The following is a 15,692-nucleotide window of genomic DNA, read 5'->3' as shown; positions in this document are numbered from 1 at the left end:
TGCCGTTCGGCTAGTGGTTCCCCTTACCGGGCCCACAGGGGACTTGCACCCCCAAGTCATCCGGCCAGCACCACCTGTACCAGAACAGCGCCCGTCAAGGCGCTACGCGCCATGCCTGGCGCACCAAAAAAAAGGCCGCCAACTGGCGGCCGATGTGCGAAGGGATCAGCAATAGTAGATGCTGTTGAGATAGTCCTTGAGAGCCTCGCAGTTGCGACGTTCCTGCTCGGTATGAGGCACAAAGATCTGTAGATCCATCCCAAACACCTCCTGACAAAGTCAGTTACCCATGAATGCCTTCCCAGCTTACTGCCTCTTAACGCACCCGACGTTGACAGCCTGACCCAACTGTTTGACATTTGGTAACACCCAACGACAAAAACGAGACTCATGCCGACCCGCCACGCCCGCTCCGACATCGTCCCGCAGGAACCGCAGGTCACCGCCTCCACCGCCCTGGGCCTGGTCCACTATCTACAAACCCGCAACCTGCTCGACGAGGACGCCGTGGAATCCCTGATCGGCCTGCCACTGGCCGAACTGGCCCACCCCGACCGCCGGCTCCCCGCCTGTACCCATTACCGGTTATGGCAACACGCCGAAAACGTGACCGGCGACGCGGCCATCGGCCTGCATGCGGGCGAGGTGGTGGATCCGGACCGGATGGGCCTGATGGGGCATGTCTTCTTCAACTGCGACACGCTGGGTGACGCGGTCATCCAGTACGTGCGCCTGCACCGCCTGATCAACGAGTCCGTCAGTCTCAAGCTGGAACAGACCGCCGACCTGGCAATCCTGACCTGGGACGCGGATCAGCCGGGGTACTATTGCCGGCAGGACATGGACCGCACCCTCGCCGCCGTCGTCAGCCGGGCGCGCTACTTTATCCACCCGCAACTGGACATTGCCTGGGTGCGGGTGGCCCATCCGGAACCGGACTATGCCGATGAGTACCGTCGCATCCTTGACTGCCCGATCCGCTTCGGACAGCCCGCCACCGCCCTGGCCTTCAGCGCCCGCTACCTGGGACGCCCCATCCCCCATCGCAATCCCTACGTGCATTTGGCGATGCTCAGGCAGGTCAACAGCCTGCTCGCCAGGCTGCAAACCCGGCGCCACTTCAGTCGCAAGGTACGCCGTCTCATATCCCGGCAGATGGCCAGTGAGCGCATCGATGCGGATTCGCTGGCCCAGCAGCTGCACATGAGCCGCCAGACGCTGTACCGGCGCCTGAAAAAAGAAGGCATGAGTTTCCAGGAACTGGTCGAGCATGTCCGCAAGGACAAGGCCCTGCGCTATGTGGCCTCCGACCGCTATGCTCTGGGGGAGATCGCTTTTCTGTTAGGCTTCTCGGAACTGAGCGCCTTCAGCCGGGCTTTCAAACGCTGGACCGGCGAATCGCCCGCGCAGTACCGCGCCCGCCACCAATAGGGAGTTTTCCGGCGCATGTGGGATCCCACACTGCTCACGCTGTCACTGCTTGTTGTCTACGGTCTGGCGTTATTCTGCGTCTTCCGCATCATGCTGCACTATCGCACCGCACAGGGCGCGATTGCCTGGATCATCGCCCTGCTGGCGTTTCCCTACCTGGCCCTGCCGCTGTTCGTCCTGTTCGGCCGCAATCGCTTTGCCGGCTATATCAAGGCGCGCCGGTCCGGGGATGAGGCCCTCAATCGCCTGCTCAGTGTCTTCAACGAGGAGGACCAGCTCACGCGGATACCCGACAGCACCGATCCCAGCCCGGAGCTGCGGGTGTTGACTCGGCTGGTGGGACAGCCGTTTTCCCGCGGCAACCACTGCACCCTGCTCCGTGACGGCCGGGAGACTTTCGACGCCCTGTTCGATGCCATGGAAAGCGCCCGTGGCTATATCCTGCTGGAGTTCTACATCGTCCGCTCCGACAAGGTCGGCCAGCGCATCAAGTCGATCCTCAAGCGCAAGCTGGCGGAGGGGGTGAAGGTCTACTTCATCTACGACGATATCGGCAGCGTCTGGCTGCCGCGCAACTACCTCAAGGAGCTCACCCAGGCCGGCGCCCGGGTCGCCGCCTTCGGCGACGGCAACGTGCGACGACGCCGTTTCCAGATCAATTTCCGCAATCACCGCAAGCTGCTCGTCTGCGACGGCACCGTCGGCTTTGTCGGCGGCATCAACCTGGGCGACGAGTACCTGGGCACCCTGACCGATCACCTGGCCTGGCGCGACACCCACTGCCGGATCGAGGGCCCGGCGGTGATGGGGCTGCAACTGGCGTTCGTGGAGGACTGGTACTGGGCCGCCAACGACCTGCCCCGGCTCAACTGGTCACCGCAACCCTGCGGCCACAGTGACCAGGACGTGCTGATCGTTCCCACCAGCCCCGCCGACCGCTTCGACACCGGCACCCTGTTCTTCCTGAACTGCATCAACAACGCCCGCCAGCGCATCTGGATCACCTCGCCGTATTTCGTTCCCGACCTGCAGGTGGTCAACGCCCTGCAACTGGCGGCCCTGCGTGGCGTGGACGTGCGCATCCTGATTCCGGAAAACCCCGATCACAAACTGGTCCGCCTGGCGGCCTATTCCTATCTGGTCCAGTCCTCCAAGGCCGGCATCGGCATCTATCGCTACCAGCCCGGATTCATGCACCAGAAGGTGATCCTGGTCGACGACCGTTATGCGGCGGTGGGCACGGCCAACCTGGACAATCGCTCCATGCGCCTGAACTTCGAGATCTGCGCGGTGATGACGGACAGCGGCTTCGTCGCCGATGTGCGGCAGATGCTGGAAGACGACCTGCGGTATTGCCGGCCGATGACGCCGGACGACTACAGCCGGCGCTCGCTGGTGTTTCGCCTCGCCTGCCGGGCCGCTCGACTGCTGGCGCCGGTCCTGTGATCCCCAGGTTCGAAGCGCTTGCAGTTCTCAGACAGTGTGAGAGCATAGCGCCAGACGTCGGCATGGCAGCAACGGCCCGGCGTCCCGTGCCCATGTTGGCGGGCGTCATTCCGACCGGTCGCCGCGAATTACCCGGAAGTCCTTCATGAAGCCATTCAAACCCCGTGAAACCCTGACCGAGCAGGTCGCCCAGCACATCGAGAACCTGATTGCCTTTGGCCAGCTGCGCTCCGGCGAGCGCATCTACGAGAGCGCCATGGCCAAGCAACTGGATGTCAGCCACGGGTCGGTCCGGGAAGGGCTGCTCCTGCTGGAGAAACGGCACCTGGTGCGTAACGTGCCACGCCGGGGCGCGTTCGTCACCGAACTGGATGCCTACTTCGTACGCAGCCTGTATGACGTGCTGGAGCTTTACCTGTGCCACACAGGGCGTAAACTGGCACGGCAATGGCAACCCGAGGACATGGAGAAACTCGAGTCCCTCTATGCGCGCATGGACGAATGCTTTCAACGCAGTGACCTGCTGGGCTTCCTCGACCTGGGCATCGAATACACCCAGGCATCGCTGGCCTACGCCGACAACTACTTCATCCTGGAAGCGATCAAGGACCTCTGGCCTTCGGCCAAACGCTGCGCCTTCCTGGCTTTCCAGCATGCCAACCAGCAGGTGCTGCTGGACAACCTCGCGCACATGCGGGCATCGATCGATGCCATCAAGCAGCGGGACGAGGAGCGGCTGGAGCGAATCCTGCGGGACTATGCGGCCCACCAGTGCGCGGAAGTCCTGTCCTACATCGGGCAGGAACAGCCGCGGGACGATGTGGCGCGCTGATCGCCGCGCCACCGGCCCGGGACTGCTGATTCTCCTGTTGCTGGCCCTGGGCGGCTGTTCGAGTACGCCATCCCAGGCACCGTCGCAGCCGGCCCGGCCGGTGACACCGACCCCGGCGCCGGAAACGTCCGACCACACCCCGGAGACGGAAACGCCCCCGGCACCCGCAAAGCCGTCCCCACAAACGTCCCCCCACACACCCGCCCTGTGCGCCTGGAGCAAAACCCGTGGCGTGGCCTCGCTGTTGGCGAGGGAGAAAGAGGTGGGCACCTGGCAGTTCTTCCCGGGTGACGACATCGTCTACCACAGGGTGCCCGACGAGGCCGACCAGGGCAGTGAGTACCGCGCCATCCTCGAGCGACCGCTGAACGGGCCCTGCGACAAGGAACGGCTGATCCTGGTGGCCCCGGTTATAGTCCGATGAACAGGCTTTCCAGCGAATAGCCGACGGTGAGGAAGCCGGCCCAGTGGTCGTCATCCGCCCAGGCGGTGGAAATCTGGACCGGCCCGAGGAAGGTATTCACGCCGGCGAAAACCCCGTAGGAGTGGATGACGTCCGACCACTGGGCGTTTCCCAGATCCTGCCAGCCATTGCCGCCCTCGTAGCTGATGCCGGCAAAGTAAGGCACGATGGGGCCGCCAAAGCGATGGTAGGTATACAGGCTCAGCAGGGCCGCATCCTGCCCCGTCACTTCCCCCCGGGCGTAGGCGGACAGCCGGTGGAAGCCGCCCAGGGACACGTAGTTTTCCACGCCCGCTTCGCCTTTGGTGACGGCGCTGGCGAACAGTTGGCCGACAAAGACCTGATCCCCCCACTCCTCGGCCCGGGCGGCCAGCATGGTGGTGCGGTCGAAATTGCGGTCGGCCCCCAGGCCGGGCCGTTCGAAGCGTCCGTTGAGCCCGAAGAAGCCGCCGTTGCTGGGCAGGAACGGGTCGTTGAGGGTGTCGACGGTCAGTTGCAGGGTCCAGGCCCCCTGGTTGATCCGGTCACTGAAGTCGTTGGTCTCCCCCAGTTCGTCCTCCACCGAGGCCACGCCCCGCCGGTAGCCGGCACGTACCTCCCCTTCGGCACCGAGCTCCATACCCACGCTGAGATCGAAAGAGCTCTCCTCCAGTTCGATCTTGCCGACCCGATCGCCGTCGTCGTCAAACACCGAATAACTGTCCCGCTTGTATTGGCCGCCCACCAGCCCAAAGCGTCGGTAACCGTAATCCAATGGTTGGAACCACTCGGTACGCACATAGGGTTCGGTACCCAGTTGTACGCCGGTAGTCCACTCCGCGCCCAGCGAATTCAGCTCGGTCATCTGGTAGGAGCCCGCCACGTTGAAGCGGGTCTCATCCTCGAAGTTGTCCTCATAGCTGAGGCCAAAGCGCAGGTAGTTGGGCCCCCAGCTTTTCTCCTGGACATCGATCACCAGGACCGCGCCCTGCTCCGGATCATCGGCCGGTTCCAGGGAATAGCTGACGGTCTCGTAGTAGCCCAGCCCGTAGATCCGTCGCAGGTCGTCCTCCAACTGGTCTACATCCAGCGGCTCGCCGGGTTTCTGGCGAATGCGCGAGCGCAGGAATTCGCGGGACAGCCGGGAATCGTCGTCAATGCGGACGGAGGCGATGCGTTCGGGGGTGAAGCGTTCGGTGTGGCGGCGTTTCTGGTAGGCGGCCCAGGTCGGCGCATCGACACTCAGGTGGTTCAGGCTGACGGCCTTGTCACGGGTTGCGGTGGCGCCGATTTCGATGATCTGCGTGGCGTCGTAGAAATCCGCCGATGTCATGTCTTCCAGGTTGGGGCGAATCAGTACATCGTCCTCACCGAGGCGGTCCAACTGCTCGTCCACATTGCGCCGGGTCATCAGGGTGGTGAGCTGCCCCACCACCGAAAAGGCGCCGGTCAGCTTTTCCGTGTCCTGCAGCACATCGCTGATGTCCACGGCAATGACCACGTCGGCCCCCATCGACTGGGCCACGCTCACCGGCAGGTTGTTGGCGATGCCGCCGTCCACCAGCAGCCTGCCGTCGATCTCGGTGGGCGCGTAGACACCGGGAATGCTCATGCTGGCCCGGATCGCCCGGGCCAGGGAGCCGTGGCTGAGCACCACTTCCCTGCCGGTGCCCAGGTCCGTTGCCACCGCGCGGAAACGCAGCGGCAGGTCGTCGAAGTCCCGCACCAGGGCTGCCCGTTGGGTCAGTTCATTGAGAATGAATCCCAGGTTCTGACCCGCCACCAGCCCGCGCCCGACCGTAAGCCCCTGGCTGCTGAGGCCGATGCCGGGATCCACGGGGTAACGCCAGTCATCGAACTTGCGCCGGACCGGTTTGTAGGCCCGGCCGGGACTGTCCTGGAAGCTGGACACCCAGTCCATCTCGATGAACCGGTCCTCGATCTCGTCCACGTCCATGCCCAGCGCATAGAGCGCCGCCACCGAGGATCCGGCGCTGGTGCCCACCACGATGTCGACGGGCACGTGCATTTCCTCCAGCGCCCGCAACACACCGACATGCGCCATCCCCTTGGCACCGCCACCACTCAGGACCAGCGCCACCACCGGCCGTCCCTGCTTATGCACCTCGTCCGACAACGACTCGGCGCCAACCTGGATAGCACAGACCGACAACAGCAAAGCAGCGATGATTCTCGACACGCGGGGACTCCCTACCCTGGCTCGAACAATGGTTCAGGTCAGTTGCGCCCTGCCGGGAAACCGGTGACTCCCATGGTGGCTCAGGGGCGGCCGGCGTCGGTCCGGGCGTTGAACCGGCACGGCGCCGAAGCAGAAGCGGCGTGTATTATTGGCGATCCTTCCGGTCATCGGCCAGTGACAAATGGGAAATGTCGGGCACCGCGGGCGGCACCTCTTCCCGTTCCTCCACCAGGGTGGTACCGGCCGGGGCGATGGTCCAGTCATCCAGGTGCTCGAACAGGGGCGCCTCCACCCTGCGCTCTTCACTCAACCGGTCATGGGCCGGGGCCACCTGCAGCGATGAGCCCGCGAGGATGCTGTCCACCTTTTCGCCTGCAACATTCGGCCGGTCGCCAGGCTCCACTTTGACGCCATCGCCCGTCGCCGCAGCCGATGGTGCCTGCGCGGGTTGCGGCTCAGGCTCCGGCTTGGCTTCCGGTTCCGGCCGGGTTGCAGCGGGCGGCGGCGTGGATGCCGGTGTCGCGGGCCGCGGTGCGGGTCCGGTCTCGCCGGCGGGCGGCGTCATGGGCTCGGCGTAGGCCACCATGCCGTGCTTGCGCAGGACCGCCACGTATTTCTCAGCCTGCTCCTGCTCCAGCTTGTTGCGAATGACCACCCGCTTGCCGCTGAACATGCGTTCTACCTGATCGACCGAGGCCTTGAACAGGGCCCGGGCGTTGGCGCGGGCCGACTGTTCGTCCGTGCCGGGCGTGCACTCGCCCTGAAATACCAACTGATACATGACTGCTCCTCCACGGAAATCCATTGCCAGCGGCCCCCAAGCCTGCCCGGCGATGTCTTCCATCCTAGCGCATCCAGGGAGACCGCCAAAGCGGCAGACGGCCGCGATCCGGCCTGTCATTCCCCTTCCTGTCGCTTTGGCGTAGCATGTGCCTCATTTTGGGGCGCACCTCGACTCCCGGAGACCGGACCATCCATGCTGTTGCTGCTGATCAAGATCGTCGTCACCCTGGTTACCGTGCTGGCCCTGGCCTGGCTGGCCGAACGGGTCAGTACCCGGGTCGCCGGCGTTCTGGCCGGCTTTCCCCTGGGCACCGGGGTGGCCCTGTTCTTTCTCGGATTTGAGCAGGGACCGGACTACGCCGCCGATGCCGCACGCGGTACGCTGCTCGGCTTCATCGGCGCCCAGGCACTGGCCCTGGCATTCGCGGCCAGCGCCAGTCCACAGCGCCTGAAAACCCTCGCGCTGTCGCTGCTGGCGTTCCTGGCCGTGGCCCTGCCGCTGTCATTGCTCGACCTGTCCCTGTGGCTGGCGCTGCCGGTCAGTGTCGCTTCCACCATCGTCGCCCACCGGCTCATGCGTCACCTGGCCGATACCGCGATCACCCTGCGCCAGCCGCCGGGCTGGGGCGTGCATATCCTGCGGGGGATCGTTTCCGGACTGATCGTGGTGGGCGTCACCTCGGCCGCCTACTGGGGCAGCACCACATTGAGCGGCGTCCTGGCGGCCTTTCCCATCACCTTCTTCCCGCTGCTGGCCATCGTCTTCTGGCAACATGGCCCGGCACCGGCCCAAACGCTGGTCAAGCACTATCCGGCCGGCATGGGCTCACTGATCACCCACACCGTGGCGGTTGCGCTGCTGTATCCACACCTGGGGATCATCGCCGGCACATTGTGCGCCCTGGCGCTGGCCACCGTCTGGTCGGCCGGCTGGCTGGCGTGGCAGCGGCGCATGTCGTGATGGCCCCGGGCATAAGGTTGCCATTGCAAACAATTGAAAAAAGAACACGGCAGCACTAAGCAAACCGGCCTCCGTTTGCCATAATGAACCGTAACATCGCTTAACATTCCGTTACATTAAAGGCAGGGATCAGTGATGGTGATGCGCGCAAACATCCGTAAGACAGCCTTTTCACGGCTACTGGCAGGGACCGGGTTTCTGGCGGCGATGGCCCTGAATGCATCGGCGCGCGCCGAAAACATCGACCTGCTGATGAGCGGCCTGTTCCAGACCGACGGTCCCACCTACATCGGTGCCACCAGCGTCAGCCGGGACGACATCCCCGACAGCGCCAACTACGCCAGGAAGTACCTGATCGTCGACTTCCGCTTCCAGCAGCAACCGCCGGACAGCAGCCTGCAGGCGAGCATCCACGCCATCTGCATGGCCATGATCCGCGACCGCGACCTGATGCAGCGCCTGACCCACCAGGGCTACGACATGGTGTCCGTGGCGTTCGATCGCCGCTCCCAGTACGACTGCCTCTGACGCCCGTCCCCGTTTTCCCTTCCGGAACGGGCCGTCCACTCAGGATGTCTGCGGGTCATCCGCCAGCAGGTCCGGGAAGGCTTCCAGCCGGTCGTGGACGCTGTCCAGGTCGAACGCATCCACATCCGCCAGCAGATCACGCCCGTATTCCACCACGTCCAGCGCACCATAGCGCTTGCCCCAGTCGATCACCTGCTGGGCGAAGTTTGCCAGTTGCTCCGGATCGCCGCTGCCGCGCATGCCTTCCCAGTCCGAGGCGAACTGCGCTTGCAGGTCCCGGGCCAGGCGGCGGCGCTGGTAGCGGTTGGTGACCGGGCGCAACACAACTTCCTCGGCGTCGCCGCCCGCTTCCGCATCGCCCTCGACCGCCTCGAAATCATGGTCGAGGAAACGGGCCAGTTCCTGCATCAACACGTGACGGCTGACCGGTTTCTGCAGGAAGCCGTCGAAGCCGGCATCCTCGATGCGGCTGGCATCGCCGGGCATGACGGAGGCGGTCAGGGCAATCACCGGGATGTGTGCCAGCGCCTCGTCGTCATGCATGGTGCGCCGGCAGGTAAAGCCATCCATCACCGGCATGCGGATATCCATCAGCACCGCCCCCGGTTGGCATTCACGGGCCACGCTCAGGGCCTGCCCGCCGTCCTCGGCCTCGATCACCTTGAGGCCGGCCGGCTCCAGCATGTCCCGGACCAGTTGCCGGTTGATGCGGTTGTCGTCGACCACCAGCACCACGCCACCCTTGAAAACGAAGCCGGGACTGCCCTCGGACTGGGCGTCAGGGCCGGTTGTGGAGGTTTCCACGTCGTGCAGCACGACGCGGAAACAGGAGCCCTGCTCCGGGACGCTGTGAACGCTCAGCTCGCCACCCATCATGCGCACCAGCTTGCGGCTGATCGCCAGGCCCAGGCCGGTGCCACCGTACTGGCGGTTGCTCTGGCCCTCCTGCTGTTCGAAGGCGTCGAAGATTCGCGCCTGCTGGTCTTCCGGAATCCCGATACCGGTATCGCGCACCTCGATCACCAGTTGGCACTCTTCGCTGGCATCGTCGGTATGGCAGCGCTCGGTGTGGGCGGTGAGGGTGATTTCCCCCTCATGGGTGAACTTGATGGCGTTGCCCACCAGGTTGAACAGCACCTGGCGCAGACGGGTCTCGTCCAGCACCATCGCCCGGGGCATGTCCTCCGACAGGGACACCGTCAGGGTTAGGCCGCGGGCCTTGGCCCGCATCTCGAAAATCCGGCGCACGTCCTCCAGCAACCGCTTCAGGTCCAGGGCGCCAAATTCCAGGCGCATCTTGCCCGCCTCAATCCGTGACAGGTCGAGGATGTCGTTGATCAGCGTCAGCAGGCTACGACTGCCGGCCTTGATCGACTCGATATATCCACGCTGGCGCGCGTCGGTGACGCTGCCTTCGAGCAGTTCGCTGTAGCCCATCACCGCGTTCATGGGGGTGCGGATCTCGTGGGACATGTTCGCCAGGAACTCGCTCTTGGCCCGGTTCGCCGATTCCGCTTCCCGGGCCAGCTTTTCCGCCTCCAGCTTGGCCGCCCGCAGTTCATCCTCACTGCGGCGCAGGGCGTCCTCCGAGCGGATCCGTTCGTCCACCTCCCGCGACAGCTTGCGGTTCCAGTAGAGGAAGATCAGCACCACCACCACGGCGATCAGGACCACCCGGCGCACGACGGTGTAATCGATGTCCTGTTCGATATCCAGGTGGATCCAGCGGTTGTAGATGCGGTCGTACTCATCCTTCTCGATGGCGCCGAGCCCCTTGTTGAGGATCCGCAGCAGTTCGGGATCGTCCCGCCGGACCGCCAGCCGCAGTTCGTATTGGTAGGGCGTAATACTGGTGATGCGCAGGTTGGACAGCCCCAGGTGGGCGACGGTGTAGCTGACGCCGGGAATGTGGGTGATCATCACATCCAGGTCACCGTTGGACAGGGCCAGCAACCCTTCTTCCAGGTTGTCCACCGGATACAGGTTCAGTTCCGGGTGATTGATCAGCAGATACTCGTGGCTGGCCTGCTGGCGCACCACGCCCACCCGTTCGTCGCGCAATTCACGCAGGTCGCCGATGAAGCGGCCATCGTCCCGGATCACCATCGCGATCGGCAGGCTCAGGTAGGCGCGGGTGAACAGGAACAGCTTCTCGCGCCGTGGCGTGCGCGGCAGGGCCGGCAGGATGTCGATCTCGCCATTCTCCAGCATGGCTTCGGCCTTGGACCAGTCCTTGATCTGGCGGGTCGCAAAGCGGGTGTCGAGGCTGTCGCCGAGCTTGCCCACCAGGTCCGGTACCAGTCCGGTCGCCCGATCATCCTCGGTAAACTCGAACGGCGGCCAGTCCTTGCGGAAGGCCACCCGCAGGTCCGGATGCCGCTTGAGCCAGGCCCGTTCGTCCGGGGTGATGGTCACTTCGTTGTCGTTGTCCACGCCGGGCAGCTCGAAGGACATCCACTTGCCCTGGATGGTCCGGCTTTCACTGCCGGTGATGGCCTCCACGCCGGCGTCGAGCACCCGCTGCAGGCGCGCGTTATCGGCCGTCACCGCAAACGCCACCTCCGCGGGCTGACTGTTGAGGACGGTGACCAGGGAAATCTGATCGATCAGACCGGCGCGCAGGTAGTCGGAGATTACCGGCATGGGTGCAAAAAACGCATCGGCGCGATCGTTGAGGATGCTGTTTACCGCTTCGCTGACCGAGCGCACCGGAATCGGCCGGAACGACTGCACCGAATCCAACAGCGTATACTGGTGGCTGTCGCCGGCAATCAGGGCGACCCGCTTGTGCTCCAGGTCGGACAGGCGCTGGACGGACGCGTCCTGCGCGTTGGCGAACAGCCCGTAGTTGAGGGTCATGAAGCTTTCGGTAAAGCGCAGGTCCGGCGTACTCACCGCGGGCTGCACGGTGGTGAGCAGCGCATCCAGTTCGCCGTCACGCAGGCGGGACTCCAGGGTCATGGCGGCCCCCGGCACCAGCTCGACATTGACCCCCAGCTTGTCCCCCACCAGTCGGGCAAAGGCCGGATAGGTGCCCACCATATCGCCGTCGGTGGCGAGGTACGCCAGCGGTTTGCGCTGGCCGGCAATGCCGATACGCAGCGTATCCTGCTTACCCAGCCAGGCCAGGTCCTCCGCCCCGAGCACCGGCTGAGGTGAATCCATGCGCGGATCCGCCTGGGCAACCACTCCCAGCAACAGGCCAACGACAATCAGGAGGGCGGGCGCCAGGGTGCGCATCACTTGGATATCCTCGGGTATTTTGACTAGATTTACTTCGGGAGCGGTGATCGACTCCCCAACACGCCAACGTGGGCACGACGGCCACCGACGCAGAGGACTTTAGCATCATGGACACGAGTCAGCACACTCTGGAAACGCTGTTCGAGCAACTGGGCCTGCCGGCCGATCCGGGCAGTATCGAGTCCTTTATTGCCCGGCACGCGCCCCTGCCCCAGGAAACGGCGCTGGCCGATGCCTCCTTCTGGTCGCCGGCGCAGGCGGCCTTCCTGCACCAGGGCATCGACGACGATTCGGACTGGGCCGAAGTGATCGATGAGCTGGATGCCCTGTTGCGTCACTGACAGCCCTGCTGCGCGTCAGGCCAGGATCACCCGGTTACGCCCGGCGTCCTTGGCCTGGTACAGGGCCTTGTCGGCCAGGTCGAACAGCGCTTCAGCGGTCTCGGCCCGATCGAATGCCACCAGGCCGGCGGAAATGGTAATGCTGACCGGCTTGTCCTGGAAGTGGAACGGCAGGTCGGCGATGTGTTCGCGCAAGTCGTCGATCACGATACGCGCCTGATCCACACCCGTTTCCGGCAACAGCAGGACAAACTCCTCCCCGCCATACCGGGCCACGAAATCCGTCGCACGCACCCGGTCGCACAGCACCTTGGCCACCAGTTGGATCACGCGGTCCCCGGCCTTGTGGCCGAAGGAGTCGTTAACCGCCTTGAAATGATCGATATCGAGGATCGCCAGGGATGCCGGGTGCTGGTACCGAAGCCAGCGGTCGAACTCGAGCTGAAGCCGCTGCTGCCAGGCCTCCCGGTTGGGCAGTTGGGTGAGCATGTCGGTCAACGCATGGGAACGTTCCGCACGCAACTGTTCCTGGACCTGTTCGGAATAGGCTTCCATGCCGGCCAGTCTTTCCTGCATGGTTGCCAGTTCATTTTCAAGGATCGTTTCCCGGCGGCATTCGTCTTCCCGGTAGGTCCTGAACGAGGCGGACAGGAACTGGATACTCTGGGTCACCGACGCCTTGAGATCATCCAGGGTGGCCGCCGTTTCCACCGCCTGCCCCATGCTCTCCAGCCGGCTGTTCACCGCCTGGTTGAGGCGCTCGGAGGCATCGCGCTGATCCTGCCGCGCCTCCGCCTGGACCTGGCAATTCGCCCTGAGCGCCGCCAGGCGATCGTCCAGGCGGCGCAGGAAGGCCTCGAATTCGTTGCGGCTGCGGCTGACGGCGTCGATCACCAGATCAACAATCTCGTTGAGGGCATCGCGCAGCTCCGGCCACGCCATGCTCTGATCCAGCAACTGTTTCAGATGCTGGGCGCGGGCGTGGGCCGTAGGTTCCAGGGTAACCTGGTTCAGGACGTGCTCCAGCAACTCGCCAACCCTGCGGGCGATTCTTACGCGCGAATCATCGTCCGAATCGTTCGTTGTCCCGGCCGGACTGGGATTGACGTCCGGCCCGGCCGGTTTCTCCCGCTGCTGACGGGAAAAGAAGCGACGCCAGCCCCGGTCCTCGGGCTGATCCAGGGTATCGCGATGGGCCTCCAGCAGGCCGGCGAGTTCAGCCAGCCAGGAGGCGGTGGCCGCGTTGTCCGGCCCCAGGTCGGCAATGCGTTTTTCCAGGGAGCGGAACTGCTTGCGGGATGGTCCTTCGTCCTCCTCGACCTGTTCCAGGAGACGCTCTAGCGCCTGGTGCAGGTCCCGTTCCGAGCGGGATCGCTTCTCATCGAGCCGTTCCAGGGCCTGATCCAGGCGCGCCTGGACCTGCCGCAGCGTCCCCAGGTCGCAGGTTTCGTGGCGCAGCACATTGCGCAGGTCACCCAGCAGTTTGTCGATGGCGTCGTCCTGCCCCGAAGCAAACAGGCTGGTACGCACCAGCAGACGCTGCAGGGTGTAACGCTCTTCTTGCCAGTCCTTTTGGCCGGCCTCTTTTGTGGTCATGATGACAGCCTTGCAATCACGGCAGGAAAGATGCCGTCGTTAATGGCTCCGCGAACCGGCCCGTCAGCCGGTTCAGGCGTCCCTTCGGAGCCCGTCATTCAGTCGATTCACGTCTGTATAGCGTAGACCCGGCTCATCCGGTCATCTACCCGGCGGGGGATCGGCCCGCCGTCAGGACGCTGACCCGCTCCCCTTCCGGCGGGCCCGCGGATGGCTTCGGTCGTAAACCCGGGACAGATGCTGGTAATCCAGGTGCGTATAAACCTGCGTGGTTGCGATGTCCGCATGGCCCAACAGCTCCTGGACGGCACGCAGGTCGCCGCTCGACTCCAGCAGGTGGCTGGCGAACGAATGGCGTAGCAAGTGCGGATGCAGCCGCTGGTCCGCGCCCTTGTGCTGGCCCCAGCGGCTCAGCCGGGCCTGCACGCTGCGGGGGCTGAGACGGCGTCCCTGCCGGCTCAGGAACAGGGCCTGCTCGCCGTCCGGCGCCAGGGCACTGCGCACGCCGAGCCAGCGATCGATCGCCTGCCAGGCCTGTCGGCCCACCGGCAGGATGCGGGTCTTGCTCCCCTTCCCCAGCACGCGCACCTCGCCGGCACGCCGGTCCAGGCCGTCCAGGTCCAGCCCGACCAGTTCCGCCAGGCGCAGACCGGACGAATAGATCAGCTCGAACATGGCCAGATCGCGGACTTCCAGCGGATCGTCCGCTTCCGCATTGAGCAGGTGATTGACCTGGTCGACATCGGCCACCTTGGGCAGCTTGCGCCCCGCTTTCGGTGCGCGCACGTCCAGGGCCGGATTATCCGTGACTTCCCGCTCGCGCAGGAGAAACTCGTAGAACCGGCGGATGGCCGAGAGGTGTCGGGCAATGCTGCGCCCCCCCAGTCCCTCGCGACTGAGTTCGGCCACATGGCGTCTGAGGCGGTGGATATCGAGGCCGGACCAGCGGGACTCGCCCCAGGCCGCCAGGTTAACGGCCAGGCGCCGGATGTCGCGCTGGTAATTGCTGCAGGTGTGAACGGACTGTCGCCGCTCGGCGCGCAGGTGCTCGATAAACCGCGACAGCGGCTCGTCGAGCGTCTCTGGCAATGGACTGGCCATGTTTACCGGGTACCCACCACCTTGTCGGTATCGGTGACGGTCTGCTGCTGGCTGTGGCGGGCCATCAGCGGCGGCAGCAGGCGGCTCAGGGTGTCGCTGATGTAGGTCAGGAACAGCGAGCCCATGCTCTCATCGAAGTAGCCCACCTGCTGGCTGCCGATGGCGAACAGGCCCAGCAGGTCGCCGTGGCGCAGCGGCACCAGCGCGACCGAGGCGATCGGGTTATCCCGCTGCGGGAACAGGAACGCCCGCTGCTCCAGGCGGAACTGGCCACAGACGGCACGCTGACCCTCCAGCAGGGCTCCGAGTTGACCCTGGGCGGCCTCCCGGGTGACCCGGATCAGGGCGCCTTCCGGCTCGGCTTCCTGGCCGGCGGCGTCGAACAGGATCAGCGACGCGGCATCGAGGCCAAAATCGCCACGGATGCTGTCGTCGATGACCGACGCCATCTCGTTGAGCGAGCGGGCTTCGATCACCTGGGTCAGCAGACGCTTACTCTTCTCGAACAGCCGGTCGTTGTGCCGCGCGATCTCGATCAGTTCGCCCAGTTCGCTGCGCAGCATGTCGCGCTGCTCGCGGAACAGGTGCACCTGGCGCTCGACCAGGGATATGGCGCGTCCGCTGTCATGGGGAAGCTTGAGACTGCGCAGCAGTTCGTCCTGGTGGACGAAAAAGTCGGGGTGCGCCTTCAGGTACGCCACGACGTCCTGCTCGGTCACTGGTGGGGCCGCTTTCGTCGCCGCCTGATCTGTCATCCCGGAAACCTCCTGTCGCGACCGTCTCTTCAG

The 15,692-nt window shown here is 64.8% G+C and carries 13 protein-coding genes; 7 read left to right on the top strand and 6 right to left on the bottom strand.

All coding sequences use genetic code 11. From position 1 onward, the window contains the following. Positions 1-390: 390 nt before the first annotated feature. The 4 genes from EZI54_RS05080 (at position 391) to EZI54_RS05065 (ending at position 4,133) form a co-directional block, all read left to right on the top strand. Entirely contained in the window at positions 391-1,431 is a 1,041-nt protein-coding gene (locus EZI54_RS05080) for an AraC family transcriptional regulator (RefSeq protein WP_131479686.1), read from the top strand. A gap of 15 nt (positions 1,432-1,446) precedes the next feature. Next, a complete protein-coding gene (gene cls / locus EZI54_RS05075) occupies positions 1,447-2,877 on the top strand; it encodes a cardiolipin synthase (protein ID WP_131479684.1) in 1,431 nt (476 codons plus the stop codon). 145 nt (positions 2,878-3,022) lie between these two features. Continuing rightward, complete coding sequence (locus EZI54_RS05070) at positions 3,023-3,709, top strand: GntR family transcriptional regulator (protein WP_131479682.1); 687 nt, start codon at positions 3,023-3,025, stop codon at positions 3,707-3,709. Continuing rightward, positions 3,696-4,133 (top strand): hypothetical protein, encoded by a 438-nt coding sequence (locus tag EZI54_RS05065; protein WP_131479680.1) that lies wholly within the window; start codon positions 3,696-3,698, stop codon positions 4,131-4,133. The genes EZI54_RS05070 and EZI54_RS05065 overlap by 14 nt, the downstream gene beginning before the upstream one ends. Here the strand turns inward: EZI54_RS05065 and EZI54_RS05060 are convergent. Together EZI54_RS05060 and EZI54_RS05055 are read right to left on the bottom strand one after the other, a co-directional pair. Continuing rightward, positions 4,120-6,351, bottom strand: coding sequence for a patatin-like phospholipase family protein (locus EZI54_RS05060; protein ID WP_131479678.1), 2,232 nt, complete (start codon positions 6,349-6,351; stop codon positions 4,120-4,122). The genes EZI54_RS05065 and EZI54_RS05060 overlap by 14 nt on opposite strands. A 145-nt stretch (positions 6,352-6,496) precedes the next feature. Continuing rightward, the gene (locus EZI54_RS05055; RefSeq protein ID WP_131479676.1) at positions 6,497-7,132 is read right to left on the bottom strand and encodes a hypothetical protein; all 636 of its coding nucleotides are present in this window, start codon (positions 7,130-7,132) and stop codon (positions 6,497-6,499) included. 195 nt (positions 7,133-7,327) lie between these two features. Here EZI54_RS05055 and EZI54_RS05050 point away from each other — a divergent pair, with 195 nt between their 5' ends. Together EZI54_RS05050 and EZI54_RS05045 are read left to right on the top strand one after the other, a co-directional pair. Further along, entirely contained in the window at positions 7,328-8,095 is a 768-nt protein-coding gene (locus EZI54_RS05050; RefSeq protein ID WP_131479674.1) for a hypothetical protein, read from the top strand. Positions 8,096-8,230: 135 nt separating this feature from the next. Continuing rightward, positions 8,231-8,623 carry a hypothetical protein gene (locus EZI54_RS05045; protein WP_242674345.1) on the top strand — a complete coding sequence of 131 codons (393 nt, stop codon included), beginning with the start codon at positions 8,231-8,233 and terminating at the stop codon, positions 8,621-8,623. Between the two features lie 39 nt (positions 8,624-8,662). Here EZI54_RS05045 and EZI54_RS05040 read toward each other — a convergent pair whose 3' ends face one another. Next, a complete protein-coding gene (locus EZI54_RS05040) occupies positions 8,663-11,863 on the bottom strand; it encodes a transporter substrate-binding domain-containing protein (RefSeq protein WP_131479711.1) in 3,201 nt (1,066 codons plus the stop codon). A 110-nt stretch (positions 11,864-11,973) separates the two neighbouring features. Here EZI54_RS05040 and EZI54_RS05035 point away from each other — a divergent pair, with 110 nt between their 5' ends. Further along, entirely contained in the window at positions 11,974-12,207 is a 234-nt protein-coding gene (locus EZI54_RS05035) for a DUF2789 domain-containing protein (protein WP_131479672.1), read from the top strand. 15 nt (positions 12,208-12,222) lie between these two features. Here EZI54_RS05035 and EZI54_RS05030 read toward each other — a convergent pair whose 3' ends face one another. From EZI54_RS05030 to EZI54_RS05020, 3 genes are all read right to left on the bottom strand, one after another. Further along, positions 12,223-13,803, bottom strand: a complete 1,581-nt coding sequence (locus EZI54_RS05030) for a sensor domain-containing diguanylate cyclase (protein ID WP_131479670.1) — start codon at positions 13,801-13,803, stop codon at positions 12,223-12,225. A gap of 171 nt (positions 13,804-13,974) precedes the next feature. Beyond that, positions 13,975-14,904 carry a tyrosine recombinase XerC gene (xerC, locus tag EZI54_RS05025; protein WP_131479668.1) on the bottom strand — a complete coding sequence of 310 codons (930 nt, stop codon included), beginning with the start codon at positions 14,902-14,904 and terminating at the stop codon, positions 13,975-13,977. 2 nt (positions 14,905-14,906) lie between these two features. After that, positions 14,907-15,659 (bottom strand): DUF484 family protein, encoded by a 753-nt coding sequence (locus EZI54_RS05020; RefSeq protein WP_131479666.1) that lies wholly within the window; start codon positions 15,657-15,659, stop codon positions 14,907-14,909. Positions 15,660-15,692: the final 33 nt, after the last annotated feature.

It is taken from the genome of Marinobacter halodurans (assembly GCF_004327985.1).
Taxonomy (GTDB): domain Bacteria; phylum Pseudomonadota; class Gammaproteobacteria; order Pseudomonadales; family Oleiphilaceae; genus Marinobacter_A; species Marinobacter_A halodurans.
The sequence above is the reverse complement of the archived record's forward strand: the minus strand, read 5'-3'. Positions and strand labels throughout refer to the sequence as shown.

Bases quoted from the DNA above. Each gene is read 5' to 3' on its own strand.
- cls (WP_131479684.1), top strand. From the start codon at position 1,447: ATGTGGGATCCCACACTGCTCACGCTGTCACTGCTTGTTGTCTACGGT.
- EZI54_RS05030 (WP_131479670.1), bottom strand. From the start codon at position 13,803: ATGACCACAAAAGAGGCCGGCCAAAAGGACTGGCAAGAAGAGCGTTAC.
- EZI54_RS05050 (WP_131479674.1), top strand. From the start codon at position 7,328: ATGCTGTTGCTGCTGATCAAGATCGTCGTCACCCTGGTTACCGTGCTG.
- EZI54_RS05040 (WP_131479711.1), bottom strand. From the start codon at position 11,863: ATGCGCACCCTGGCGCCCGCCCTCCTGATTGTCGTTGGCCTGTTGCTG.
- EZI54_RS05065 (WP_131479680.1), top strand. From the start codon at position 3,696: ATGTGGCGCGCTGATCGCCGCGCCACCGGCCCGGGACTGCTGATTCTC.
- EZI54_RS05070 (WP_131479682.1), top strand. From the start codon at position 3,023: ATGAAGCCATTCAAACCCCGTGAAACCCTGACCGAGCAGGTCGCCCAG.
- EZI54_RS05020 (WP_131479666.1), bottom strand. From the start codon at position 15,659: ATGACAGATCAGGCGGCGACGAAAGCGGCCCCACCAGTGACCGAGCAG.
- EZI54_RS05080 (WP_131479686.1), top strand. From the start codon at position 391: ATGCCGACCCGCCACGCCCGCTCCGACATCGTCCCGCAGGAACCGCAG.
- EZI54_RS05045 (WP_242674345.1), top strand. From the start codon at position 8,231: ATGGTGATGCGCGCAAACATCCGTAAGACAGCCTTTTCACGGCTACTG.
- xerC (WP_131479668.1), bottom strand. From the start codon at position 14,904: ATGGCCAGTCCATTGCCAGAGACGCTCGACGAGCCGCTGTCGCGGTTT.
- EZI54_RS05035 (WP_131479672.1), top strand. From the start codon at position 11,974: ATGGACACGAGTCAGCACACTCTGGAAACGCTGTTCGAGCAACTGGGC.
- EZI54_RS05055 (WP_131479676.1), bottom strand. From the start codon at position 7,132: ATGTATCAGTTGGTATTTCAGGGCGAGTGCACGCCCGGCACGGACGAA.